Origin of the sequence: Mucilaginibacter sp. 3215, from assembly GCF_050433785.1 — a bacterium.
GTDB lineage: Bacteria > Bacteroidota > Bacteroidia > Sphingobacteriales > Sphingobacteriaceae > Mucilaginibacter.
In genome coordinates, this window is sequence record NZ_JBNPWO010000002.1 from 1 (window position 1) to 23255 (window position 23255).

The 23255-nt window shown below is 40.4% G+C and carries 24 protein-coding genes and 1 tRNA gene; 14 read left to right on the forward strand and 11 right to left on the reverse strand.

Annotation, left to right across the window (positions count from 1 at the left end; all coding sequences use genetic code 11):
* Positions 1 to 255 precede the first annotated feature (255 nt).
* Positions 256 to 693 (reverse strand): DUF5675 family protein, encoded by a 438-nt coding sequence (locus tag ABIC84_RS03745; protein ID WP_429262714.1) that lies wholly within the window; start codon positions 691 to 693, stop codon positions 256 to 258.
* Between the two features lie 87 nt (positions 694 to 780).
* Complete coding sequence (locus ABIC84_RS03750) at positions 781 to 2202, reverse strand: ATP-dependent DNA helicase (RefSeq protein WP_429262715.1); 1422 nt, start codon at positions 2200 to 2202, stop codon at positions 781 to 783.
* A 57-nt stretch (positions 2203 to 2259) separates the two neighbouring features.
* On the opposite strand from ABIC84_RS03750, the gene ABIC84_RS03755 reads away from it, so the two are divergent.
* The 3 genes from ABIC84_RS03755 to rsmD all read left to right on the forward strand — a co-directional run bounded on the left by ABIC84_RS03755 (position 2260) and on the right by rsmD (position 4126).
* On the forward strand, positions 2260 to 2733 hold the full coding sequence (locus ABIC84_RS03755; protein WP_373613637.1) for a hypothetical protein: 474 nt from the start codon (positions 2260 to 2262) through the stop codon (positions 2731 to 2733).
* A 68-nt stretch (positions 2734 to 2801) separates the two neighbouring features.
* A complete protein-coding gene (locus ABIC84_RS03760) occupies positions 2802 to 3614 on the forward strand; it encodes a DUF3822 family protein (protein WP_429262716.1) in 813 nt (270 codons plus the stop codon).
* Complete coding sequence (gene rsmD / locus ABIC84_RS03765) at positions 3590 to 4126, forward strand: 16S rRNA (guanine(966)-N(2))-methyltransferase RsmD (RefSeq protein WP_090525937.1); 537 nt, start codon at positions 3590 to 3592, stop codon at positions 4124 to 4126. The genes ABIC84_RS03760 and rsmD overlap by 25 nt, the downstream gene beginning before the upstream one ends.
* Here rsmD and ABIC84_RS03770 read toward each other — a convergent pair.
* Positions 4123 to 4875 carry a DeoR/GlpR family DNA-binding transcription regulator gene (locus ABIC84_RS03770; protein ID WP_429262717.1) on the reverse strand — a complete coding sequence of 251 codons (753 nt, stop codon included), beginning with the start codon at positions 4873 to 4875 and terminating at the stop codon, positions 4123 to 4125. The genes rsmD and ABIC84_RS03770 overlap by 4 nt on opposite strands.
* A gap of 60 nt (positions 4876 to 4935) precedes the next feature.
* Between ABIC84_RS03770 and nudK the strand changes: the two genes are divergently transcribed.
* Both nudK and coaD read left to right on the forward strand, forming a co-directional pair.
* The gene (nudK, locus tag ABIC84_RS03775) at positions 4936 to 5511 is read left to right on the forward strand and encodes a GDP-mannose pyrophosphatase NudK (protein WP_429262718.1); all 576 of its coding nucleotides are present in this window, start codon (positions 4936 to 4938) and stop codon (positions 5509 to 5511) included.
* A 131-nt stretch (positions 5512 to 5642) separates the two neighbouring features.
* A complete protein-coding gene (coaD, locus tag ABIC84_RS03780; RefSeq protein WP_090525940.1) occupies positions 5643 to 6104 on the forward strand; it encodes a pantetheine-phosphate adenylyltransferase in 462 nt (153 codons plus the stop codon).
* Here coaD and ABIC84_RS03785 read toward each other — a convergent pair.
* Complete coding sequence (locus ABIC84_RS03785; protein ID WP_429262719.1) at positions 6073 to 6711, reverse strand: NUDIX hydrolase; 639 nt, start codon at positions 6709 to 6711, stop codon at positions 6073 to 6075. The genes coaD and ABIC84_RS03785 overlap by 32 nt on opposite strands.
* Between ABIC84_RS03785 and pyrE the strand changes: the two genes are divergently transcribed.
* From pyrE to ABIC84_RS03800, 3 genes are all read left to right on the forward strand, one after another.
* Positions 6710 to 7369 carry an orotate phosphoribosyltransferase gene (gene pyrE, locus ABIC84_RS03790; protein ID WP_429262720.1) on the forward strand — a complete coding sequence of 220 codons (660 nt, stop codon included), beginning with the start codon at positions 6710 to 6712 and terminating at the stop codon, positions 7367 to 7369. The two genes, ABIC84_RS03785 and pyrE, sit on opposite strands and share 2 nt — an antisense overlap.
* 89 nt (positions 7370 to 7458) lie before the next feature.
* Complete coding sequence (locus ABIC84_RS03795; RefSeq protein ID WP_426587816.1) at positions 7459 to 7854, forward strand: SRPBCC family protein; 396 nt, start codon at positions 7459 to 7461, stop codon at positions 7852 to 7854.
* A gap of 390 nt (positions 7855 to 8244) precedes the next feature.
* Positions 8245 to 9873, forward strand: coding sequence for an ABC-F family ATP-binding cassette domain-containing protein (locus ABIC84_RS03800; protein WP_429262721.1), 1629 nt, complete (start codon positions 8245 to 8247; stop codon positions 9871 to 9873).
* Between the two features lie 62 nt (positions 9874 to 9935).
* Here ABIC84_RS03800 and ABIC84_RS03805 read toward each other — a convergent pair whose 3' ends face one another.
* Entirely contained in the window at positions 9936 to 10118 is a 183-nt protein-coding gene (locus tag ABIC84_RS03805; RefSeq protein WP_091164514.1) for a hypothetical protein, read from the reverse strand.
* A 268-nt stretch (positions 10119 to 10386) separates the two neighbouring features.
* Here ABIC84_RS03805 and ABIC84_RS03810 point away from each other — a divergent pair.
* Together ABIC84_RS03810 and ABIC84_RS03815 are read left to right on the forward strand one after the other, a co-directional pair.
* A tRNA-Lys gene (locus tag ABIC84_RS03810) sits at positions 10387 to 10459 on the forward strand.
* A 430-nt stretch (positions 10460 to 10889) separates the two neighbouring features.
* Positions 10890 to 14318: an ABC transporter permease gene (locus ABIC84_RS03815; RefSeq protein ID WP_429262722.1), complete on the forward strand. Its 3429-nt coding sequence runs from the start codon at positions 10890 to 10892 to the stop codon at positions 14316 to 14318.
* 609 nt (positions 14319 to 14927) lie between these two features.
* Here the strand turns inward: ABIC84_RS03815 and ABIC84_RS03820 are convergent.
* Positions 14928 to 15287, reverse strand: a complete 360-nt coding sequence (locus ABIC84_RS03820; RefSeq protein WP_426587824.1) for a DUF1493 family protein — start codon at positions 15285 to 15287, stop codon at positions 14928 to 14930.
* A gap of 204 nt (positions 15288 to 15491) precedes the next feature.
* Here ABIC84_RS03820 and ABIC84_RS03825 point away from each other — a divergent pair, with 204 nt between their 5' ends.
* Positions 15492 to 16181 (forward strand): HAD family hydrolase, encoded by a 690-nt coding sequence (locus tag ABIC84_RS03825; protein ID WP_426587826.1) that lies wholly within the window; start codon positions 15492 to 15494, stop codon positions 16179 to 16181.
* Positions 16182 to 16236: 55 nt separating this feature from the next.
* Here ABIC84_RS03825 and ABIC84_RS03830 read toward each other — a convergent pair whose 3' ends face one another.
* Positions 16237 to 16749 carry a GNAT family N-acetyltransferase gene (locus tag ABIC84_RS03830; RefSeq protein WP_426587828.1) on the reverse strand — a complete coding sequence of 171 codons (513 nt, stop codon included), beginning with the start codon at positions 16747 to 16749 and terminating at the stop codon, positions 16237 to 16239.
* A 174-nt stretch (positions 16750 to 16923) separates the two neighbouring features.
* Here ABIC84_RS03830 and ABIC84_RS03835 point away from each other — a divergent pair, with 174 nt between their 5' ends.
* Both ABIC84_RS03835 and ABIC84_RS03840 read left to right on the forward strand, forming a co-directional pair.
* Positions 16924 to 17847 carry a DnaJ C-terminal domain-containing protein gene (locus ABIC84_RS03835; RefSeq protein ID WP_426587830.1) on the forward strand — a complete coding sequence of 308 codons (924 nt, stop codon included), beginning with the start codon at positions 16924 to 16926 and terminating at the stop codon, positions 17845 to 17847.
* A 12-nt stretch (positions 17848 to 17859) separates the two neighbouring features.
* Positions 17860 to 18147, forward strand: coding sequence for a chaperone modulator CbpM (locus ABIC84_RS03840; protein ID WP_090526009.1), 288 nt, complete (start codon positions 17860 to 17862; stop codon positions 18145 to 18147).
* A 23-nt stretch (positions 18148 to 18170) separates the two neighbouring features.
* On the opposite strand, the gene ABIC84_RS03845 is transcribed toward ABIC84_RS03840, so the two are convergent.
* Positions 18171 to 19856 (reverse strand): MutS-related protein, encoded by a 1686-nt coding sequence (locus ABIC84_RS03845; protein WP_426587833.1) that lies wholly within the window; start codon positions 19854 to 19856, stop codon positions 18171 to 18173.
* 92 nt (positions 19857 to 19948) lie between these two features.
* Here ABIC84_RS03845 and ABIC84_RS03850 point away from each other — a divergent pair, with 92 nt between their 5' ends.
* The gene (locus tag ABIC84_RS03850; protein WP_426587835.1) at positions 19949 to 20230 is read left to right on the forward strand and encodes a hypothetical protein; all 282 of its coding nucleotides are present in this window, start codon (positions 19949 to 19951) and stop codon (positions 20228 to 20230) included.
* Between the two features lie 173 nt (positions 20231 to 20403).
* Here ABIC84_RS03850 and ABIC84_RS03855 read toward each other — a convergent pair whose 3' ends face one another.
* The 3 genes from ABIC84_RS03855 to ABIC84_RS03865 form a co-directional block, all read right to left on the reverse strand.
* Positions 20404 to 21180, reverse strand: coding sequence for an enoyl-CoA hydratase/isomerase family protein (locus ABIC84_RS03855; RefSeq protein WP_426587837.1), 777 nt, complete (start codon positions 21178 to 21180; stop codon positions 20404 to 20406).
* 85 nt (positions 21181 to 21265) lie between these two features.
* The gene (locus tag ABIC84_RS03860) at positions 21266 to 22933 is read right to left on the reverse strand and encodes a PAS domain-containing sensor histidine kinase (protein WP_426587839.1); all 1668 of its coding nucleotides are present in this window, start codon (positions 22931 to 22933) and stop codon (positions 21266 to 21268) included.
* 2 nt (positions 22934 to 22935) lie between these two features.
* Positions 22936 to 23253 carry a circadian clock KaiB family protein gene (locus ABIC84_RS03865; protein WP_354483383.1) on the reverse strand — a complete coding sequence of 106 codons (318 nt, stop codon included), beginning with the start codon at positions 23251 to 23253 and terminating at the stop codon, positions 22936 to 22938.
* Positions 23254 to 23255 lie beyond the last annotated feature (2 nt).

The following is a 23255-nucleotide window of genomic DNA, read 5'->3' on the forward strand; positions in this document are numbered from 1 at the left end:
CCCCTGCAGCCGCACCGCCCAGCATCGTTCTGCTCGTTTTCACCCGAAGCTGATCTGCTGCGAAAAACCACATTTTTTATCTTGTCATGGGTAGCTCGTCGAAGTATGGAGGACAGGCCTCTGCACACGAGTCTTCGACAGGCTCAGACTGACAGTCCCTCTTTGTCATCTCACCTTCATAGTTCATGGATTTAATCACTCAGCATGACGGCGTAGATGCGTCATTTCACCTTCAAGCATTTATAATTTGCTATATCAAACAACCTCAATGGTCACGGTACCTCCTGCCTTAAGGGCCTCAAAAATCTTTGTGTTGAGTTTAGCTGTAGCCATTGTACTATGCAGAACAGCATCAACGCCTTTATCTTCACCAGGGAGAAGGCAGCCGTCGGTGTCCCTGGCAAAATTGCCCACATGGATCTCAATTCCGGCAAAACCGGGTACATTCTCTAATAATGGCAGGTTTTCGTTGTGTTTGGGGCTGAAAAATTTGACTACATTATAAGTTCCTGTAGGAATGGCTGTTTGCGTTTTAATTTTTATTGATGCAATTTGAGCAAGGCTCATACCGCTATTTAGCCCTCTATCTACGTCCTCCAGGATAAAACATTCGAAGGCGCCATTTATTGATAGTTCGCCAATGGTTGATTGTTTGGTTTTGATTTTTCTTTCGAGTTTTAAGTTTAGGTTCATGATACCGGTTTTTAATTGCTAATATTAGCAATTAAAAATCTAATTATCAATAGATTATATCGATAAAAGTAAATTTATCTTTGAAGATTATTCTTCCTTTGATTTATAGAACCTGTTATCGAAATTAACCAAAAACAGTTCGGTAGTGGCTCGGGTAAGAGCTGTATAAAACCACCGCAGAAAATCCATATTGATCATTTCATCGGTTACATACCCCTGATCAACAAAAACTGCATCCCATTGGCCGCCCTGGGCTTTATGGCAGGTAATGGCATAGGCAAATTTAATTTGCAAGGCATTGTAATAAGGATTGAGCTTCAGCTCATTGTGCATGGCCCTTTTATTAGGTAAATGTTCATAATCCTTCATTACTTCCTGGTAAAACCGTTTCTGATCGTCCTGACTTAACGCGGGCGAATCAGCATAGAGCGTATCAAGCAAAACCTTACAATCGAGGGTTGGGTCTTCGGCATAGTCAATAAATTCCAGCTGCACATCGGCAAAACGAAAACCATACATCTCTTCGGTGCGGCGTACTTTTACTATGCGGGCAATATCGCCGTTGGCAATAAACGCGGTACTATTTTCATCTTTATCCTGCAGCCAAAAGTAATTGTTCTTTACTATCATGATCTGATCGCCGCCGGTAAGCTCCTCCTCCCGGTATAAAATGCGGTTTCGAATTTGTCCGTTATACAAATTGGCATTTTTGTTTGAGCGGCAAATGATAAGTGTGCGGTCATAGCCGTATTTACGGTAAGCGTACTCTAACCCTTCAGGCAATCGCTCACCGGTCATCCTGAAAACATCCTTAAAACCTTTGGTTACAATTTTAGGGATCTCTATCATCTCCTCACGGATCAGATCGCGGATATTGGTGGCATTATATAAGATACCCGAATTCTTTTGCTGGCGCAAAACCTCGGTAAGTTCATAACTGAATATCGACAGCCCAAATTTATCACCCATAAGCTGCACGTCGAGCGCAGGACTGTCGTCGGCACCTACAGGCGGTAACTGGGCGGTATCGCCTACCAGTATCAGCTTGCAGTTTTTATCGTTATAAACGTATCTAAGTAAGTCAAATAATAAAGAGACGTGATTGCTGCCCATTGCTTCATCCGAAATCATGGAGGCCTCATCAACAATAAAAAGGGTATCGCTGGCCAGGTTATCGGCAAGGGCAAAACCATCATCGATAGTTAAGGCCGATTTTTTACGGTAGATGCGCTTATGAATTGTAAAAGCTTTGCGCCCGGAGTAGTTGGTAATGACCTTGGCGGCGCGGCCTGTTGGGGCCAGCAGCACTGCTTTATAATTATAATGCCTCAACGCTTTTACCAGCGCGCCCACAATGGTTGTTTTACCGGTGCCGGCATAGCCTTTCAGAATAAAGCATTCGTCGCCTTCGGTACTTTTTAAAAAGGCATGCAGCTTGCTAAAAAGTTCCGTTTGCTGGCCTGTTGGCTCATGCGGAAATGACTGGCGGATATGATCGGGACTTAACACCCTGCAAAAATGATGATAAGTAATTTAATTCAGTAAGATTAGTTTTACATTTGGGCCATGGAATTTGACGAAAACAAAGAGGACGAAAAATACAGCGAAGATGATTATGTAGATATTTACTCCAAAAGGGCGATATTTTGGTTTTCGTTTTTTAACCTGATATTTGGCGGGGTGCTGCTGGTTATCAATTTATACAATGCAGGTTACAGAAAGGCAGTTCCGGCGGTGCTGGCCTTTGTATTATTTTTTTCCTATCTCTCCTACTTTGTTATCATGCATTCTGGCGTCAACCTGCAACAGGTTGTTGATGCTATGAATGTAACGGCCAAAGGCGGCCAGCCAACACCAGCGCAGGTTACAGCAATGCTTTCGGTAGCAGGCCTTAACATAGGTTTTGGGCTGATTGGTGCTTTGATTCTAAGCCAGTTTTTTTTCAGGAGATATTTTCCGGATAATGATTATTATCCTAAGCCTGTAGGGTTGCCGATTTTGATATTTATCATCCTGATGATATTAACCCGTATTTTATAACAGCATACCAATTTGGACCGCGGTAATTACTGTATCTGCCAAAAAATATTACTTTTGTTAAAACCGGTATGAACGAACACAATTATACTTACCACGATGATAACTTTAGTTTAGATAAAACTGAGGATTATACTTTATTAATACAGGTTGAAGACAAATCGTTTTCGTACGCCATAAGTAATAACGGCAAGCTAATAGCCTGGGCCGAAAATTATCCGTTTGATGAGCTAAGCGATCCGCAGGAATTGCTTGACCTTCTGTCGGCCAAGTACGGGCAAATAATTATCGGTTTACCTGCTCACAGCTTTACGCTGGTGCCGGCAGAATTGTTTAGCGGTGAGCGCCTGCCGAACCTGGCCCGCTTCCTTAATGTAAAAGACGACGGCAAAGTTATAGCCCAGGTATTAGACAAAGAAAATGTCATCGTATACAATACCAGCGAAACAATTGTGAGTGCCGCAGAAGAATTTGGCATCCATAATACCGTTTTTACATCAAAAGGCTGGTTAACTGCCATTGCCCAAAACAATCCCGGCAACGACTGCCTCTACCTCAATATCGAAAAAGAAAAGGTGGAGATAGCTCATTTTGCGTCCGGCAAACTGCGTTTCTATAACTCATTTGATTTTATTGGCGATGATGAACTGGTTTACTTTACCGTGCTGGTTGCTAATGAACTTAACCTCGAAGCTAAATATACCAACTTATATGTAAGCGGTAACATTGATGTCGACAGTAAAGGACTAAGTCGCCTGGCCGAATTTTTCAAAGTGGCCGAAGTCAATAATTTACAGGTGTTACAATTACCCGCGGAGGTTGTAGCTCACAGGGTGTTATCAATAGCGGCTCTTTCATTATGCGCATTATCGGAGGCAGTTTAAAAGGCTTAAGGCTTAATCCGCCAAAAAATCTTCCTGTTCGTCCTACAACCGATTTGGCAAAAGAAGCTTTATTTAATATCCTGCTTAACCAAATTGAGTTTGAAGGCATTAAAGTGCTTGACCTGTTCAGCGGCACCGGCAACATCTCGCTTGAATTTGCTTCACGCGGAGCTTCAGAAGTTATATCTGTCGACAGGAGTATTCATTGCGTTAATTATCTTAAAGATACCTCGCGGCAGCATAAGCTTACACAAATTAAAACTTACCGCGAAGATGTATTTAAATACCTGAATATTGAAACGGAACAATACGATCTGATATTTGCCGACCCGCCCTATGACCTGAACAGGATCCCCGATTTGCCAAAAGTTATTTTTGAAAAGAACCTGCTTAAACCTGATGGCCTGTTGATTGTTGAACACCAGTCCCTGCAAAATTTGAGTAATCATCCTGCTTTTGTTGAACAAAGAAAATACGGACATTCGTCATTTTCGTTTTTCAGACCGGTTTAGATATCCGTCTTTAAAATAACTATCCCGCTTTTTTTAAATCCCTTTAACCGCTCAGGATCTGCATCGGTAATGATCGCGTTGATGATATCTAAGCCTGCAAAATTAAGGTAGGTTTCCTTGCTTATTTTACTGGCATCACACAGAATGTAGGTAAATGCGCTGTTTGCAGCGAAGGCTGTTGTAATGGATGCTTCATGTTCACTATTGGCGAACAATCCTGCTTCCGAAATACCGTCAACGCCCAAAAAAGCTTTGGTTGCACGGTATTTTTGAATATGCTCAATGGCAGTGGTGCCATGTACAGCCTGTCGCTCTTTATCCAGCTCCCCTCCTATTATATTAACACTAACAGCGCTATCCTGAAGCTCATATACTACAGGTAATGAATTTGTTATCACCTTTATCTTCTTGTTTTTAATGAACTGGCATAACCTGAAAACAGTACTCCCACAATCCATAAAAATAATATCCCCATCGGTAATTTGTGATGCGGCCCTGCGGCAAATGGCATCTTTAACGGATGCGTTTTGAGCGCTTTTATTAACAAAGCTATGTGGCTTTTCGTGGGGATTAACTTTTGTTGCTCCTCCATGAGTACGGTAAAGCAATCCATCGGCTGCTAACTGGTTCAGGTCGCGGCGTGCTGTAATTTCTGAAATGTTCAGTTCGGCAGCCAATTGCTTTATATCAACCTCTCCACTTAGACTGAGCTGCTCAATTATTTTTTGTTTTCTTTTTGGAAAGTTCATTTTATTAATCCTATTTTCGTTCAAAAATAATCATTATTAATCATAAATGATCAAATAAAAATGAATCAAATCAAAATACTTAATACCGATATTTTATCAGATAACTGGTACGTCCTTAAAAAAGTAACTTACGAGGTTACGGAAAAAGACGGTAATACCGCTGTGCAAAGCCGTGAAGCTTATGACCGCGGCAACGGCGCAACCATTTTGCTTTATAATAAAGCACAGTCATCTGTAATATTAACCAGGCAATTCAGGCTGCCAACCTATATCAACGGAAACCCCGACGGAATGCTGATTGAATGTTGTGCCGGTTTGCTTGATAAGGATAATCCGGAAGATTGCATCCGTAAGGAAACAGAGGAAGAAACCGGCTATAAAATAACCGATGTTAAAAAGGTTTTTGAAGCCTATATGTCGCCGGGATCTGTTACCGAAATTCTTTACTTTTTTGTTGCCGAATATGCCAAAGAAATGAAAGTTAGCGATGGCGGGGGGCTCGCCTACGAAAATGAAAATATTGAAGTTTTAGAGCTGCCATTCAGCGAAGCCCTGCAAATGGTAAAGACCGGGGAAATAAAAGATGGCAAGACAATTATGCTTTTGCAGTATGCTCAGTTGGCTTCGCTGGTTTAGTGTTGATTTTGTTGATGAGGTGAATGGCGCATTTTGTCAGATATAAAGTCGCGCATCAAAAAATGCTGATAAAAGGCAAAAAACAATCGTTCATTTAAACAATCCAATCAACTATTCATTAATTTTACTGCATGAAGACAGCCCTTTTTCCAGGTTCATTTGATCCGCTCACTAAAGCTCATGTTGATATTGTGAAACGATCTGTCGAGCTTTTTGATAAGCTTTACATAGGTATCGGCGTGAACAGCAGCAAAAAGGGGTTGCTGAGTGTTGAACAGCGCGAACAAATGATCAGGGCCGTTTTCGCGCATGATGAACGGATCCATGTGATAGCCTATGAAGGCCTTACTGTCGATTTTTGCAAAAGCATAGGCGCCGCTTACATGATCAGGGGCATCCGTACCGTATCAGACTTTGAGTATGAAAAAGCGATTGCCCAGATGAACCATTCGCTGGCACCCGACATCGAAAGCATATTTATCGTAAGCAAACCCGGCTATTCATCCATCAGTTCAACCATTGTGCGCGAAATCATCCGCTATAATGGCGATGTAAGCCAGTTTATTCCGAAAGAGGCATTACCTTATTTGTAACCAGCTTTTCCTTGTGCAACACATCCATAATAGATGGAAAGGTGTTTTCAATTATCGGTTCAATATGGTGATGTTCAAACCAGCGCACATCGGTAATACCCTCTTCTTTTTGAGGTTTCAGCTTTTCTTTATTCTTACTTGTCATGGCAAACCAATGCGTTTTCTTAAGCACTACCTCGCCGCGGTTTACATATACATGATATGTTTTACAAATTTTTTCTCCCAGTTCGCTCACTTTTATACCGCACTCCTCCTCTACCTCGCGCACTGCCGCTTCTTTTACCTTTTCGTCTTTTTCTATTTTGCCTTTGGGCAGATCCCATTTATCATTACGATAAATGAATAAATATTGCCCCTTAGTGTTCATAACCAGGCCGCCTGCCGCTTCAATAAGTGTAATATTCTTTTTAACAGCTTTAAAATACACCTTAGCATTGGCTGTTTTTATGTAGAACAATTTATTGGGATTAGCGAGGATCCAGGTATATATAATTTTCAGGTCAAAGGTCTCTGCATCAAGCCTTTCAAAATTATCTGCATGCTTCGGTTCAGATTCTGTGAGCAGGATAACCTTTTCGTTAATATAAATTCTGTATTTTTGAGCCATGTTTACTAATAATGAGATCGAACAACAAGTAGCCGAATTCCTGCTGCAAATTAAAGCAATTAAATTACAACCCAATAATCCTTTTACATGGGCATCGGGCTGGAAATCTCCAATTTACTGCGATAACCGCGTTACACTTTCTCATCCAACTATCCGCACTTACATCAGGCAGCAATTAGTGGCAGCCATACAGGATAAATTCGGGTCGGTTGGCTGCATTGCAGGTGTAGCAACTGCAGGTATACCGCAAGGTGCATTAGTAGCCCAGGAATTAGGCCTTCCATTTATTTATGTACGTTCAAAACCTAAAGAGCATGGCACAGGCAGCATGATTGAAGGCGATGCCGCTACTACTTCAGGCAAGCGGGTTGTGGTTATCGAAGATCTGCTTTCAACCGGTAAAAGCAGCCTGCAGGCTGTTGAAGCGCTCCGTACAGCAGGTTATGATGTTGCGGGCCTGGCAGCTATATTTACTTATGGCTTTGATATTGCTGACGAAAACTTTAAGCAGGCCAACTGCCCATACGTAACCCTGTCAAACTATAACGCGCTTATTAAATACGCGGAAGAACATCAATTCATTAATGAAAAAGATGTAAACCTGCTCAAGCAGTGGCGCGAAAACCCATCAACCTGGGGCGAAATGGCTGCAAGTTAAACTGCTGAGTTTTTGATTTCGATGAAAGAGCTGATTGATGATTGGCTATAATTCATCTCAAATCTCAAATCTAATATCTCACATCTGTAATGAATATATTTACCAGTACCATAAGTATTAACAAGTCTTTAACGGAGGTTTACGATTTCCTGGCCGATTTTAATAATCACCGGCAACTGATGCCCGATAATATCCAGGAATGGACATCCACCCGGGATGAAGCCCGTTTCAGTATCCAGAATATGGCCAGGCTTGCTTTGAAAATTGAGGAGCGTGTGCCCGGTCAGCTGATAAGGATCATACCTGCTGAGAAACCGCCGTTTAACCTGGAACTAAAATGGTCGTTATCTTTCAATAACGACCATACTGATATTTTATTCACCATTGGCGCAGAGCTTAGCATGATGATGAAAATGCTGGCATCAGGTCCGCTTCAAAAATTGGCCGACCATGAAACCCAAAGCTTATTTAATATTTTAAACTAAGCATAGGGCGTTGCCCTAAAACTTATATATTAATATATTTTTAATATACTTTGCGCTTTTGTGTATTGTTGATGGCTATTACCACATTGATGATAATTAAACCTATAATTAATGCTCCCATGACCATTGTTAAATAATTTAAATAAATTGTTATACTGTATGTTAGTCAAAGGCTGTACCATTATATTATAACTGGTTAGATATAGCAATTAAACGTATTAAATATACTTTTAGTTTACCGTCCATTATCATTTCTGTGTAATTGTATACCCATGGATTTAATTTATGGGGAAAAATTGCTGCTCAAAAAATCCCCATCCATAATATCAGCACCATATATCGTTAAAATGAAGATTTTACCGTACTTTTGCGCCAAATTAGAGGTGCAGCATGATCACGGTATCCAATCTTTCTTTACGTTATGGTAAGCGTACTTTGTTTGAAGACGTAAACCTGAAATTTACACAGGGCAACTGTTATGGTATTATTGGCGCCAATGGCGCGGGTAAGTCCACATTCCTGAAAATTCTTTCGGGCGATATTGACCCAACCAGCGGCTCGGTGAGCTTTACTCCCGGCGAACGTATGGCTGTTTTGAGCCAGAACCATTATGCTTTTGACGAATTCACAGTTCTTGAAACCGTAATGATGGGCCATAAGGAAATGTATGCCATTATGAAGGAGAAAGATGCCATTTATCTTAAAGAAGATTTTAGCGATGCCGACGGCGAACGTGCCGGTGAATTGGAAAACCTTTTTGCCGAAATGGACGGCTGGAATGCCGAAAGCAATGCCGCTACCCTGCTCAGCAACCTTGGCATTAAAGAAGAATTTCACTATCAACTGGTTAAAGACCTTGATAACACCCAAAAAGTACGTGTTTTATTAGCCCAGGCACTTTTTGGCAAACCAGATATCCTGCTGCTGGATGAGCCTACCAACGATTTGGACATCCATACCATTAGCTGGCTGGAAGATTTCCTTGCGTCATATGAAGCTATTGTACTGGTAGTATCTCACGACAGGCACTTCCTGGATACTGTATGTACCCACGTAGTAGATATTGATTTCGGTAAAATGACCATTTATACCGGTAACTATACCTTCTGGTACGAATCGAGCCAATTGGCCCTTAAACAACGTGCCGAACAAAACAAGAAAGCCGAAGATAAAGTTAAAGAGCTTCAGGAGTTTATCCGCAGGTTTAGTGCTAACGCGTCCAAATCAAAACAGGCAACCAGCCGTAAAAAAGCATTGGATAAAATCAACCTGGATGAAATTCAGCCATCAAACCGCAAATATCCGGGTATTATATTCAATAACCTGGGCCGTGAAGCCGGCGATCAGATCCTGACCGTTGAAAACCTGGGCAAAACCCTTAATGGTGAGGTGCTGTTCAACAACATCACCTTCACTGTAAACAAAGGCGATAAAATTTCCATCCTGTCGCAAAACAGTTTGGCAACTACCGCTTTCTATAATATTTTAACAGGCCGCGATAAAGATTTTACAGGCACCTTTAAATGGGGTGTAACCATTAACGCGGCTGATATCCCTAACGACAGCAGCGAATACTTCGATGGCAAAAGCGACAACCTGATTGACTGGCTGCGCGAATATTCACCGGGCGAAAAAGACGATCAGTTTATCCGCGGCTTTTTAGGCCGGATGCTGTTTTCGGGCGAAGAAGTTATGAAAAAATGCAGTGTACTATCGGGTGGTGAAAAAATGCGCTGCATGTTTAGCCGTATGATGCTGCAGCAAGCCAACCTGCTGATGTTTGATGAACCAACTAACCACCTCGACCTGGAATCGATCACAGCGCTTAACAATGGTATGAAAGATTTCCGTGGCACCATCCTGTTCACCTCACGGGATCATGAACTGGTTGAAACGGTAGCCAATCGGATTATTGAGTTAACACCAGGTGGTTACATTGACAAACTCATGACCTACGATGAATACATCAACAGTCCCGTAGTGCAAAAACAACAGGAAGATTTATACGCCGCTGTATAATAGCGGGCAAGGAGTATATGAAGCCTGGTAGTATAATACTACCGGGCCTTTATATTTATAACTTATAATAAGTTAAACCCGGAGGCCTGCGTTTCAAGCTGATTAATAGTAGATTCGTCGCTAAATAGATAAAAATGATCTTTAGTGTACGAATATTGAACATTTAAGCCGTTTTGGGCAATAAAATCTTTAACAACGCTTTCATACAGCAGCTTGTTAATTTTGAGTAATTTTCTTTTTTTCATGAGAGATAGATATTAAGTTTTACAATTTAAGCAGCTTTTGTTAAAATTCAAACAAAAAAATCAACATTTTGTTATGAAGTTGCTATAATTGACTTTTTTTACCCGAGCCTGGGGATGAAATGAACACCAGGAAGATGAAAAGGAGGTTATTACTCTAACCGTTAAGTTTACATAAGCAGATTAAAATAATTGATAACTATGAATAATTCAGCCTGCTGAAAAAGAAAATAATTTGCATATTTGCAACCCGGCAAAAGCTGGTACATATGACTCCGTAGCTCAGCTGGTAGAGCAAATGACTCTTAATCATTGGGTCGAGAGTTCGAATCTCTCCGGGGTCATCTTTTTAGGCAAGTTGTCAATTTTATTGGCAACTTTTTTTATGGCTTCACAACCGATAAACATGTTGGTTTAGCTTAAAGAAATATTTTACATGAGCCCTGACTTTAATCAATAACCCATTGAATTTGTATCAATATTTTCTTAGGTTTGAGAAAGCGATAAACTACCTAAACTCACTTGATGCCCTTTACACTCCATTTTACATTTTATTACATTGCGTTTTTAGGTGCTGTATTTATCAGCTTAACGCTATCACTATTTTTATGGATATCCCCAAAGGAGAACCAGTCTGCAAACCGTTGGTTGGCAATTTTAATGTTCGCTGTTGCTTTATGGATAATCCGGATTTTAACAATTGATGTTGGCCTTGTGACGTGCATTCCATTATGGAACCGTCTGAACATTTGGCTGCCAATTACTTTTGGCCCTTTGATCTACTTTTACGTGCGTCAGATAACCCGGCCCAGGTATATCTTCAAACGCAGGGATTTGCTGCACTTCATCCCCTTGGTGCCTGAATTGGGTGCTCAGGTATTTGCTGCAATACAAAACATTGAGACGGGTAACGTTATTTACAACAACGTTAACTCAATCTTACAATTATTGGCATTCCTGTCAATTACTGTCTATTTATTTCTCTGTTATGTACAAATTGATTGTTTTTACAAGGAAAAACAATTTCAAACGGGAGACCGCTACCGCAATGAGTTACGCTGGTTGGATCGCTCACTTGCCGGAGTCCTTATCTTATGGTTATTATGGATACCGTTTACAGCTGTTAACTATTTTTATTACCGTTATGAGCTAAGCATACACTATTACTATTCCCTATACCTGCTTTTAATATCCATTATCATTTGGATTGCAGGCAAGAGTCATTTAAAAGCAGAAATTATTGATGCAAATGATCATCAAGCAAAACCATTATTACCGGCAGATCTGAAACAAAAAGGTTCCTGGTTAAAAATGGAAGTTAAGGAGAAAGGATATTACCGTGACGCAGAATTAAGTCTGAGCTCGCTTGCTGAAAAGCTCGGCTTGCATACGCATGAATTATCCCGGATCATTAATACGGTCTTCAAAAAAAGCTTCAACGATTTTATTAATGAATACCGTGTCCGCGAGGTTGCGCTTAAAATGCAGGATTCCTCATATGACCATATCACCCTGCTCGGCCTCGCCTACGGGTCGGGCTTTAATTCACAAAGCAGTTTCCATCGTGTTTTTAAGCAATTTACCGGTAAAACCCCTCTGGAGTATAAAAATCACCTTCAAAAAGTTATGCCAACTTATAACTTGGGAGGTTTTACCCGAACTATGCCGTTAATATTGAACCACCTAAGCCCTTCGGGGTGGGCGCGTGAAACATTAACCAGCAGTCATATGATAAAAAACTATTTTAGAATTGCATTCCGCGGATTTCGGAGACATAAGCTATTTACACTGATAAATATTGTTGGTTTATCCATCGGTATAAGCGCTTTCCTGGCCATTTACTTTATTGTACACTACGATTTTACGTTTGATAAATTTCACAAAAACAGTGACCGGATTTACCGCGTTGTGATGAACATGTCATTTCAGGGGCATAAAAACTATTCGAGTGGTGTACCTGGCCCGTTGGCCGAGGCGATTAAGAGCCAGGCTGCAGGAATAGAAAATATAACGCCACTTTATACTCTGTGGCCTCATTTTGTTTATATCGACAAAGATAAAAATACACAAAAGCGGTTTAAAGACCCGGACAGGATAACACTTGCCGATCAGCAATATTTTAAAATTTTTAATTATGTATGGCTTGCCGGATCATCGCAACACGCGCTTGATGCGCCCGGCCAGGTAGTATTAACATCCCAGCAAGCCAGGCTTTACTTCCCGTCGTTGTCATATCATGAGATGATTGGTAAAGTAGTTACCTATGATACCCTTAAGATAACCGTTAGCGGGATAGTTGAAACGTTTACTAAAAATAGCGACTTCATCTTTCATGACTTTATTTCTTTTAGTACCGTCACAACTAATAGACATTTAGGTGATGATCTGCATATAAACAATTGGGGTAGGATATCTTCGGCATCGGAGATTTTTATAAAGCTGGCACCTGGCGTTCCTGTACCTGGGGTTGCAAAACAGATCACTACTATTTTCAGAAAAAACAATCTGCCGCGTGCCGAACAAAAAATGCCTGCCCCCATCATTGATCTGGCCTTGCAGCCATTGGACGATATTCACTTCAATTCCGACTATAATATTTTTAATTTCTCGTCGCCAGCCAGCAAAACAACACTTTACGGATTATTGGCCAGCGCTATCTTTTTGTTATTGCTGGCCTGTATCAATTATGTGAATTTAACTACCGCCCAGGCCGCCCAAAGGGCAAAAGAAATTGGGATCCGCAAAACTTTAGGTAGCAGCCGGATGCAATTAGTAATTCAGTTTTTAAGCGAAACTTTTTTTATAACATTCTTTGCGGTTTGCATATCAGTGTTGCTTGCGCCAATTATTTTAAAAATGTTTGCCGACGTTATATCCCCCGATATTCATGCAAATATTCTGCAGCCGGATGTCATACTCTTCCTGCTGATTTTAACTATTGTGATCAGTATTTTGTCGGGTTTTTATCCCGCAATGGTGTTATCAGGTTACAAGCCTGTATCGGTGCTAAAAAACCAGGTGCAGGATAACAGCAATAAAACACGAAACGCGTGGCTCCGTAAGTCGCTTACAGTTTCACAGTTTGTTGTAGCCCAATTTTTCATAATGGCTACCATTTTGGTAAGCCAACAAATTTATTACGCCCTACATAAAAACCTCGGGTTTAAAAAGGATGCTATCCTCATTATTAATACACCCTGGAATACCAGTAAGGCCAGCACCAACCAGGTACTGCTGAACGAATTCAGGCTGATGCCGCAGGTTGCCCTTGCGGGTTTAGGTAATGACCCACCTTCGGCTGATGCATTTAACAGGACGCGCATGACTTATGACGACGGAAAAAAACAAATTACAACAGAAGAAATAATAGTTAAGTCTGGCGATGAAAACTACCTCAAAATATACCAGCTGAAATTGCTTGCCGGCAGAAACATAACCGAAGCAGACACCGGGAAAGCTATTATCATTAACAATACTTACGCTACATTATTAGGATTTAATAACCCGAATGATGCTATCGGCAAGCAATTGAATTGGTTTGATGGTCGAAATATTAGTATCATTGGCGTAGTCGCCGATTTTAATCAGCGGTCACTGCATTCTGCCATTTATCCATCAATCATAACATCAGGCAGTCCAATCCCCCGCCCAATGATGACGTTACATATTAGTTTGAAACCTGAAACCGCCGGAGGTAACGAGTGGAAAACCGCCATTACAAATATGGGAAAAGCCTGGAAGAGAGCTTATCCCGATGATGATTTTGATTGCCATTTTTATGATGACACGATAGCCAGATTTTACGACGAAGAACAACACACCTCAATCCTGCTCAACTGGGCAACAGGTGTCTCGATATTGATCAGTTGCCTCGGGTTGTTAGGTCTTGCCGTTTACACCACCAATCAACGAACAAAGGAAATTGGTATACGAAAAGTATTTGGTGCCAGTGTTGCGCAAATAGTAATCCTCCTATCAACCGAACTGGTATCGCTTATTTTACTCGCTTTTATCGTCGTAACGCCGATTGCATGGTACGCAGTTAATAAATGGATGGAAGGCTTTGCCGACCATGTAGCTATCAGCTGGTGGGTATTTGTTATCAGCGGTGCTGGAATGCTGCTAATAGGATTATTTACCTTAAGTTTCCGAACCATTAGGGCTGGCATGGTGCCTCCGGTGAAGAGTTTGCGAAATGAATAACAGCATATCACTGCTTTCATTTAACAAGTTGCAAAAAAAAACATTATATATTATCTGGCGAAGGTGCCCGAATATTATAGTTACTTTGGGGTTATAAGTCTTAATCCGCAAATAAACGTAAATCAAATAGAAAATAGTTCGAGATTTATAAAGTAGGGATGACTTTTTTAAGCAAGTTGTCAATTTTATTGGCGACTTTTTTTTATTTTCATAACCCTGATTGAAGCTGTTTACTTCGGTACTTTATTTACTTCCAAAGGAGACTAAAATATCTCTATAGAGCTTGTCTGCTAATGCATTAATCTCTTTACAATCTTTACTATATCCACCTATGTTTTGTTTTTATCATAAACATCAACAAGGATAATAACAGTTCTTGTTTGATTATTATTGAGGTCTGCTTCGCATTTTAAGTTATATTCGATATCTTCTACTTCAATATTCATATAGATAGCAAAGCATCTTTTCCATTACCTGTAATATCTTTAATTTTAAATTTTACACTATTATCGATTATTTCTGATTACGTTGATTTCGCTGATTTTTATTGCGAGGTTTTACCGATTATTTCTTGATTTCATCGATTTTGATTAGAAGCACATCTTATCATTAAACCAATTTGCCCGTTTTAACGGCATCTTGCAGGTTACGTACTTTAAATTTGGGGGTGTAACAGTATTGGGCCAGTTGTTTAACCCATGTTGTATTATAGCCAAACATCAGTTTAATAACTTTTACCCGGGTTGAGCCTTTGGGATAGCCATATTTATACCAACTGAATTTAGATGGATCTATATTGAACTGTTCGGCAAAATCGGCGAGAAAAAGGTCTATCTCAATGTCAAAAATATCCAGATCAAGATCGATACTGGTATCGAGGCTCAGGCTGAGCGGATCAACCTTATGTATCTTATACCTGTTGCAATAATCAACTATAAATTCTTTTAAGGGTGGCAGTATCTCTTCCATTTAAACGAATGTTAATTTGACCATTTAAGTTATGAGACGTAGCTTTTGAAATAAGGTTGCATACAAATTTACTTTATTTTTAAATCGTTTAAATTGAACCTGATAGTTAATAAATGTTAAATATTTATTACTGGATAACGGTGCCTTATACTACTAAAATCAACCTGATGTATTATTATTGTACCAGGTAAACCAGATACTCAAATGAACTTAAAAGTAATTGCCTTTGATGCCGACGACACCCTTTGGGTAAATGAACCTTACTTTCAAGCCACCGAAGAAAGGTTTTGCAGCCTGCTCGAAAATTTTTCGCCACAGCACACTATTTCCAAAGAGCTTTTCAAGGTTGAGGTTGATAACCTCCCGCTTTATGGCTACGGGATAAAAGGCTATATCCTCAGCATGATAGAAGCAGCATTGAGCATTTCTGAAAAAAATATCAGCGTTGATGTAGTGGAAACCATAATACAATATGGTAAGGATATGCTTAATCAACCGATAGAGTTACTGAACGAGGTAGAAGATGTTTTATCCTCATTAAAAGATCATTACAGGCTGGTGGTAGCTACCAAAGGCGATCTGCTTGACCAGGAGCGGAAGCTCAAAAAATCAGGGCTCGCACATTACTTTCACCATATCGAAATTATGAGTGATAAAAAGGAGGATGACTATATCAAGCTGATCAAACATCTTGACATCAATCCCGATGAGTTTATGATGATCGGCAATTCCTTAAAATCAGATGTAATGCCCGTGATCAACATTGGCGGGCATGCTGTTCACGTACCCTATCATACAACATGGGCACACGAACATGTCGAAACCGTTTTAACGCACAAAAACTTTAAACAGGCGGATAAGATCAGTGAGGTGTTGGAATTTGTGAAGTTCTAAGTCCTAAATCTTGAATCCTAAGTCGATTATACCAATTTAACTTTTGACTTAGGACTTAAACGCTCTTCTCCATTACAATCAGCTCAATATGCTGCTTGGCATCCCCAAAACGGCCATGTGCATGAAAAGGCTGAATTTCGCCGGTTGGCTTGTAGCCGCGGCGCTCATACCAGCTTATCAGTTCGGAGCGGATGCTGATTACCGTCATAGTCAAAGTATTGCAGTTATATTTACGCGCGTAAACTTCAGCTTCTTCTATCAGCGCGCGGCCCACACCTTTATTCTGCAAAAATGGCGATACACTAAACATGCCAACATACAACTTTGGAGTTCTGACTTCAAGATAAACAGTACCTGTAATATTGCCTTCCTCATCAGTATGCTTTAAAATGATGATATTTTCATCATTCATATACCCCGTCAGAGTTTCTTCATCAATGCGGGCACCACCAATTAAGTCGGCCTCAGTTGTCCAACCCCGTTTGGAGCTTTCACCACGGTAAGCGCTGTTTACTAAAACATTAAGTTCGGGTACGTCGGTAAGGGTAGCTTGGGTTATTACAGGCATATGATTAATTTAAGGAGGCCAAAGGTAGTATTTGCGAACTTTAAATAAAAGGTTATAAGCCATATTTTTAAAGTCTGCGCACTATTATCAAATGACATTAAAAAAGCCATAAGTTTTAAAACCAAGCTGTATATTTAGTAGTTAATAACACATCTGTTTATATTAAATCCCGCCATGGCTTTTATAGATTACTACAAAGTATTAGAGCTCGATAAAAATGCATCCGAAAAGGATATTAAAAATGCTTACCGTAAACTGGCCCGCAAATATCACCCCGATCTTAACCCTAACGACGAAGATGCCCACAAAAAATTCCAGCAGCTAAACGAAGCAAATGAAGTATTAAGTGACCCGGAAAAGCGAAAGAAATACGACAAATATGGCGAGAACTGGCAGCATGGCGAAGCATACGAACAACAGGCGCGCCAACAGGCTGGCGCACAGGGAGGTTTTGGTGGGTATGGGGGCTTTACCGGAGCCGAAGGATTTGGCAGTGCCGAAGGGTTTGGAAGTGACGATTTTTCAGATTTCTTTCAATCGATGTTTGGCGGTGCAGGAGGCGCGCGTAGCGGCAGGCAGGCAAAATACCGCGGGCAGGACTATAACGCCTCGTTAAGTTTAAACCTTCAAGACGTTCTTGAAACACATAAGCAAACCTTGACTGTCAATGGCAAAAACATCCGGATAACCATACCCGCAGGTATTGAAAACGGGCAAACTATCAAAATAGCCGGGCATGGAGCCCCGGGTGTAAACGGCGGTCCCGCCGGAGATCTGTATATTCAGTTTAATGTTGCACCTGATACAAATTTTAAGCGTGATGGTAATAATTTGTACACCACCTTGAAACTTGACCTGTACACTGCAGTTTTAGGTGGAGAAATAACTGCCGATACATTAAACGGCAAAGTTAAGGTGAAAGTAAAACCCGAAACTCAAAACGGCACTAAAGTAAAGCTCAAAGGCAAAGGTATGCCCGTTTACAAAAAAGAAAATGAATTTGGCGATCTGTACCTGACCTATGATATCCAAACTCCTACCAACCTCACCGAAAAACAGAAACAATTATTTGAAGAACTGGCAAAATCCTCAACCTAAATTAAAATCATTATGAAAACAGCAGAATTAATAGCAGCAAACGATTTTTGTGTATATCATAATGTTGAATACACGTTCATTACATCTTTACATGAAGCGGGCCTGGTTGAGGTAACCATCATTAATGAAATCGTCTTCATCCCTCAAACTGAGCTTCAAAAGTTGGAAAAACTGGTGAGCCTGTACGAATTGGATATTAACGTAGCCGGCATTGAAGCTATCTCCCACTTGCTTGACCGGGTGGAAAAATTACAGGAAGATATGCGGTATTTAAAAAACAGGTTGAGCTTATATGAATAAGAAAGCTATCTTTTCAGTAATGCTTAAACCAAATATTTATTCATCATCCGCTCGCTTACAATATTAGCTTCATCGATAACACGTTCTGGATATCCCATGGATTTGAGTATGGCGATTCCGTTAGTGTTTTTAAGCAGGCCTTGCTTCAGGATATAGTCAAATACCAGTATGCGCCCATCTTTTGATTCTGAAAAGGAATATACAACAAAATCTTCGTCGAGCAGTTCGGCCAGCTCAAGGTCATGGGTTGATACAAAAACAAAATTTTGGTTAGCGGTAATGTACGAAAGCACAGACTTAGCCGCCGCTATACGTTCGATGGTATTGGTACCCCTGAAAATCTCATCGATGATCACCAGGCTTTTTACATCTTCTTTCTGAGAACTGCCATCGATGATATTTAAAATAGCTAAGGCCTGTGCCTGGAAATAACTCTTGTGCTCATCTATGTTATCGCTGGTTTTGATGCTGGTTTGTATTTTGAGAAAAGGAGCCTTATAGGCCTTTGCACAACTTGTAAATATGGTTTGCGACAGTAGCGTATTTAATGCCAGCGCTTTAATAAATGTAGTTTTGCCAGACATGTTTGACCCAGTGATCAATGCCCCCCTGTCCGCATCAGTTGTATAAAGGGAATTGGTTACACAGTTAGCTACCAATGGGTGAAAAAGTTCGGTAATCTCTATTTTGCCATCAGCACCCGTAAACGCGGGCTTTGAAAAAAAAGGCATACCGTCGCGTACCGATTGTATGGCTATCAGCGTATCGGCCCGGCCAATAAATTTATACACTTCTTTAATATCGTCGCGGTATTTACTGACTTGTTTTAATGATGATATATAAGTATTGGGCTCAATCACAAAAAGCAGTTTAAACAAATGGAAGACTGCGTAAGCAATATCACTTTTACTGTTCACGAAGCCACTTTCTATATTTACAAACTTAAGCGCTCGTTTTAAACCCCTTAGGCTGGTCAGAGACTGCTTTACCTCGGGTACCTGACCAAATTTTCCGCTTTTAACTAACGCCACTGCAACTTTATGCATAACCAGCAATTGTGGTAACGACTTGGTACACCCTGAAATAGCCTTGCGGTTGCTGAAGTAAATAACAATGTTGTACGCAAACAACAATAGCAAAAAGATAAAGCTGAAAATGTTAGGAATAACAATCAGCGATAATAACGCAGCTAGGATCAGAAAAGGTGAAACCTTTATATAAAAATTAATTACCGATGCAAATACTGGTGCGTGTGTCTTGAGAAAAAGATCGGCTATAAAATAAGCATCGGGGTGGTTAAGTTTTGACAATTCCACTTCAAGCAGTTCGCGGCCGGGTATATCCATATTAAGATCCTCAATATCATTATCAAGGTCATGCAAAACATCAAGATCGGTTGTGGGGTGATGTACTAAATTAAACAGGTATTGTTTGCCGGGCTTACTGTTTGTTCTGTCGATATAATTGAAAACACTTATCAGGTCAAGATCGTCAGCTGTTTGAGCCGAAAGCTTGTTTTTACTATCTGCCGAATCCAGGTAAATCTTTATTAAGTCAAAGTTTCGGCGGGCGTTAACAGGTTGGCCCCACTTCTCCTGTATTTTTATCAGCCGACTTTTTGCCCAGCGTAATTTATCATAATATGACTTAATATAAAGCACTCCGGCTATGATAATGATAACTATAGCAGAAAAAACAAAGTAATACATGTTTAAAAATATAAAATTTTAATTAAACCAACTCAACCATCGCCAGTCATAATTATGTATTACAATTGAGGTATTAACTAAAATTTATGACCATGAAATTTATCCGATTTTCAATAATAGCGTTTGTGGTGATGTTTTCATTTCAACTTGCAAAAGCTCAAAGCATAAGTATAAGCGCACATTTTGGCCGTCCTTATCATAGGGTAGTTTACACAAGCGGATATTACGGAACTCCTGTTTACTATGGCAGAGACGTCTATTATGACCGTCCTGTTTATTATGGTCGTCCGCGCTATTACGCAACAAGATATTATGACGCGCCAGTATACTATCAAAGGCACTACCGTGTTCATCGTTACTGCAGGCACTGGTAAAGTATAAAGCCTCCGTATTGCCGGAGGCTTTCTTATAATAAGAAGTAACTATGCCAGTATAAAATAGCCACATGGTTTAACCAATACTATTCAAATGCACAATGTTAAAACCCGCTAAAAATGACAAGTAGCTGATGTATTGTGTGAAAATGCCGGAAATCATTGCTCAAATGTTACTTTGATCTATCCTTAAAAAAAGAATGTAATGCCTGTTGCGTAAATTCCGATAAAACCAATTCACCGCTTATAGCCGCACGTTGTTTAAGCAAATCATCCCAATTAGCAGTTCCTTCCCAAAGCACTTGTTTTAAGCCTGCAAGTGCTGCCGGGTTATATGAAGCTAATTTTTGAGTAAGCTCATATACAGCGGCATCAAGGCTTGGGGTATCTTCATAAACCTCATTATACAAGCCATTTTGTTTTGCCCATTGGGCAGTTTGAAAATCTGAAGCCCTGATCGTGAGTTGGGAAAATGCCGATAACCCTATTTTACGGATCACAGCGGGGGCTATCACAAAGGGGCCAATACCTATGGTAAGCTCGCTTAACTTTATTGATGCCGCCTCGCTGGCCAGGCAATAATCAGCAGCGGCGGCAAGTCCAACCCCTCCTCCAACTGCTTTACCCTGCACCCTCGCAATTATTATTTTAGGACATTTGCGGCAGGCACTAATCACGTTGGAAAACCCTTCAAAAAATAAAGCCCCGGCTTCCCTATCCTTAATTTGCAACAGTTCGTCAAAGCTTGCACCTGCGCAAAAAGTACGATCTCCCGCGCTCTTTAAAACAATGACTTTTGTTTCCGGGTTATTACCGGCACTGAATACCGCATTGGTAAGTTGTTTTAACAGCGCCGAGGGCAGGGAGTTTTGTGCCGGATGATAAAAACAAATGGTGGTTACACCATCAGGCTCATTTGTAAGGGATATATTTTCGTTTTCGGCAGACATATTTATTTTTCTATATAAGATGGCTTTCTAACCAATATCAGAAGTATTTATGTCAACTGCAATTTTGAACCGAAATTAACAATGTTTAATTTTCAAGCAAATGCAGTTCAAAATAAAAAGTAGCGCCTTTGCCAAGCTCGCTTTCAACCCCTATAGCACCGTTATGATTATTAATGATCTCAGCCGAGATATAAAGCCCCATGCCAAGGCCGCTCGTCATAAACTTTTTATCCTCTACACGATAAAACCGCTCAAAAATATGCTCGATCTGTGCGGCCGACAATCCGATGCCAAAGTCCGTTACTGATACACGCACTTTTCCGTTTATATTCCGGGTTTCAATAATGATATTTTTATTCTCGGTTGAATATTTTACAGAGTTGTTAATGAAATTTACGAGTACCTGTTCCAGTCGCCCGGCATTTCCCTCTATAAAAAAATCATTTTCCGATTTATTGATAAAATTAAATTCAGGGTATAGGTGGATGGCGTTTTCTAAAGTTGACGCTACCAGGTCACGAAGATTTACTTTCGCCATGGCATATTCAAGCCCTCCCGCATGAATCTTGCTTACATCAAGCAAATCGTTAACCAAACGCTGAAGCTTATTTAAAGCAGTCCCGGCCTTTTCAATATATTGTTTTACTATTGAGGGTACTTCCTCTTTTTTATAAGCCGAAATAAGCTGCAAATAACCTTTTAAACTGGTTAAAGGTGTTTTAAGTTCATGGCTGGCCACACCAATAAACTCATCCTTCAAATCAAGCTGCTTTTTTTGTTCTTCGATATCTGTCGCGGTACCTACCCAAAAAAGAATTTCTCCGTTATCATCTCTTAGCGGCACTGCCCGGTTAAGGTGCCAGCGATAAGTATTATCCCATCGGAGATACCTATTTTCCAGTTCAAAAATACTCCCGCTTTGCAAAGATTCGAGGTAAGCACTCATTGTTTTTTGCAGATCATCGGGGTGTACAATCTGTTGCCAGCCCCAGCCTGCTGTTTCTCCATATCGCCTGCCCGTATAATCAAACCAGCGCTGATTATAAAAATCAACTTCGCCACCCGGCAAATTTGTCCAGGTCATTTGAGTAATGTTATTAGCCAGCAGCTTAAAATGTTCCCGGCTGATAAGCAGATCATTGGTACGCTCCCTTACAGTATCTTCCAGATCATTATTCAGCCTTTCGGCAATATTCTGGGCTTCTTCCAGCTGATCATTTTTAATCTTCAGTTCCCACTCGGTTTCCTTTTGAGCAGTCAAATCGGTCAGGATCAAACTCAACGCCGTTCCTTCATCAAGGTCAAGCGTGGTACATGATAATAAACACGGCGTTAGTTTACCATCCCGATTTGATAACAAAACCTCGCCCTTGCAATCGGCATTCCAGCCATCCCTGATTATCTGCTTATACTTCTCAACGGAAACTTCGGCTACAAAAATTTCAAAATTCAGGCCGATCACTTTTTCCAACGGTTCATCAACCATAGCCGCAAAGCTCGAATTGCTATATAATATAGTACCCTCACCATTCAACGTAACCGCTCCTTCGTTCATTTTTTCAATGAAAACGCGGTAGGTTTGATCGGCCGTTTTCAGTGTATAAAGCTGGTGGCCTTCATCATCTTTAACTATAAAGGCATCAACCTGACCATTACGAATAGCAGAAATGGTGTCGGTAGCTTCTTCTAACTGATAACGAAGCTTATTGTTTTCCGCAAGCAACTGCTCATATGTAAGTTTGTCCGGCTCCATAATTAGCTTTCTGTAAGTATTCCCAGTCCTTTTAAAACTTTGTCTGTGTTTGACATATCTCCGATAAGCTTGCGTTCGATGCCGGGAGATTTTTTAATAAGTAAAGGCAATGCTATGATCTGTTCTTTTTCGGCAATAAGTGGTTGCTGATAAACGTCGATTATCTCCAACTCGTAATTAGGCTTAAGATATTGCTCACAAATAATTTTTAAGTTGGCTATTGCCCTGACAGAATTGGGCGACGCCCCAATTACAAATAAACGCAATCGAAAAAACTGGTTTTCTCCTTGATCTAAAGGCAATTGGCTTTGCTCGGTCATGT

Excerpts from the sequence above, each read along its gene's own strand:
- ABIC84_RS03760 (WP_429262716.1), top strand. The coding sequence starts at position 2,802 with ATGAACGAACACAATTATACTTACCACGATGATAACTTTAGTTTAGAT.
- ABIC84_RS03785 (WP_429262719.1), bottom strand. The coding sequence starts at position 6,711 with ATGGCTCAAAAATACAGAATTTATATTAACGAAAAGGTTATCCTGCTC.
- coaD (WP_090525940.1), top strand. The coding sequence starts at position 5,643 with ATGAAGACAGCCCTTTTTCCAGGTTCATTTGATCCGCTCACTAAAGCT.
- nudK (WP_429262718.1), top strand. The coding sequence starts at position 4,936 with ATGAATCAAATCAAAATACTTAATACCGATATTTTATCAGATAACTGG.
- ABIC84_RS03825 (WP_426587826.1), top strand. The coding sequence starts at position 15,492 with ATGAACTTAAAAGTAATTGCCTTTGATGCCGACGACACCCTTTGGGTA.
- pyrE (WP_429262720.1), top strand. The coding sequence starts at position 6,710 with ATGTTTACTAATAATGAGATCGAACAACAAGTAGCCGAATTCCTGCTG.
- ABIC84_RS03795 (WP_426587816.1), top strand. The coding sequence starts at position 7,459 with ATGAATATATTTACCAGTACCATAAGTATTAACAAGTCTTTAACGGAG.
- ABIC84_RS03860 (WP_426587839.1), bottom strand. The coding sequence starts at position 22,933 with ATGGAGCCGGACAAACTTACATATGAGCAGTTGCTTGCGGAAAACAAT.
- ABIC84_RS03830 (WP_426587828.1), bottom strand. The coding sequence starts at position 16,749 with ATGCCTGTAATAACCCAAGCTACCCTTACCGACGTACCCGAACTTAAT.
- ABIC84_RS03770 (WP_429262717.1), bottom strand. The coding sequence starts at position 4,875 with ATGAACTTTCCAAAAAGAAAACAAAAAATAATTGAGCAGCTCAGTCTA.
- rsmD (WP_090525937.1), top strand. The coding sequence starts at position 3,590 with ATGCGCATTATCGGAGGCAGTTTAAAAGGCTTAAGGCTTAATCCGCCA.
- ABIC84_RS03835 (WP_426587830.1), top strand. The coding sequence starts at position 16,924 with ATGGCTTTTATAGATTACTACAAAGTATTAGAGCTCGATAAAAATGCA.
- ABIC84_RS03840 (WP_090526009.1), top strand. The coding sequence starts at position 17,860 with ATGAAAACAGCAGAATTAATAGCAGCAAACGATTTTTGTGTATATCAT.
- ABIC84_RS03850 (WP_426587835.1), top strand. The coding sequence starts at position 19,949 with ATGAAATTTATCCGATTTTCAATAATAGCGTTTGTGGTGATGTTTTCA.
- ABIC84_RS03845 (WP_426587833.1), bottom strand. The coding sequence starts at position 19,856 with ATGTATTACTTTGTTTTTTCTGCTATAGTTATCATTATCATAGCCGGA.
- ABIC84_RS03755 (WP_373613637.1), top strand. The coding sequence starts at position 2,260 with ATGGAATTTGACGAAAACAAAGAGGACGAAAAATACAGCGAAGATGAT.
- ABIC84_RS03820 (WP_426587824.1), bottom strand. The coding sequence starts at position 15,287 with ATGGAAGAGATACTGCCACCCTTAAAAGAATTTATAGTTGATTATTGC.
- ABIC84_RS03855 (WP_426587837.1), bottom strand. The coding sequence starts at position 21,180 with ATGTCTGCCGAAAACGAAAATATATCCCTTACAAATGAGCCTGATGGT.
- ABIC84_RS03800 (WP_429262721.1), top strand. The coding sequence starts at position 8,245 with ATGATCACGGTATCCAATCTTTCTTTACGTTATGGTAAGCGTACTTTG.
- ABIC84_RS03805 (WP_091164514.1), bottom strand. The coding sequence starts at position 10,118 with ATGAAAAAAAGAAAATTACTCAAAATTAACAAGCTGCTGTATGAAAGC.
- ABIC84_RS03865 (WP_354483383.1), bottom strand. The coding sequence starts at position 23,253 with ATGACCGAGCAAAGCCAATTGCCTTTAGATCAAGGAGAAAACCAGTTT.
- ABIC84_RS03745 (WP_429262714.1), bottom strand. The coding sequence starts at position 693 with ATGAACCTAAACTTAAAACTCGAAAGAAAAATCAAAACCAAACAATCA.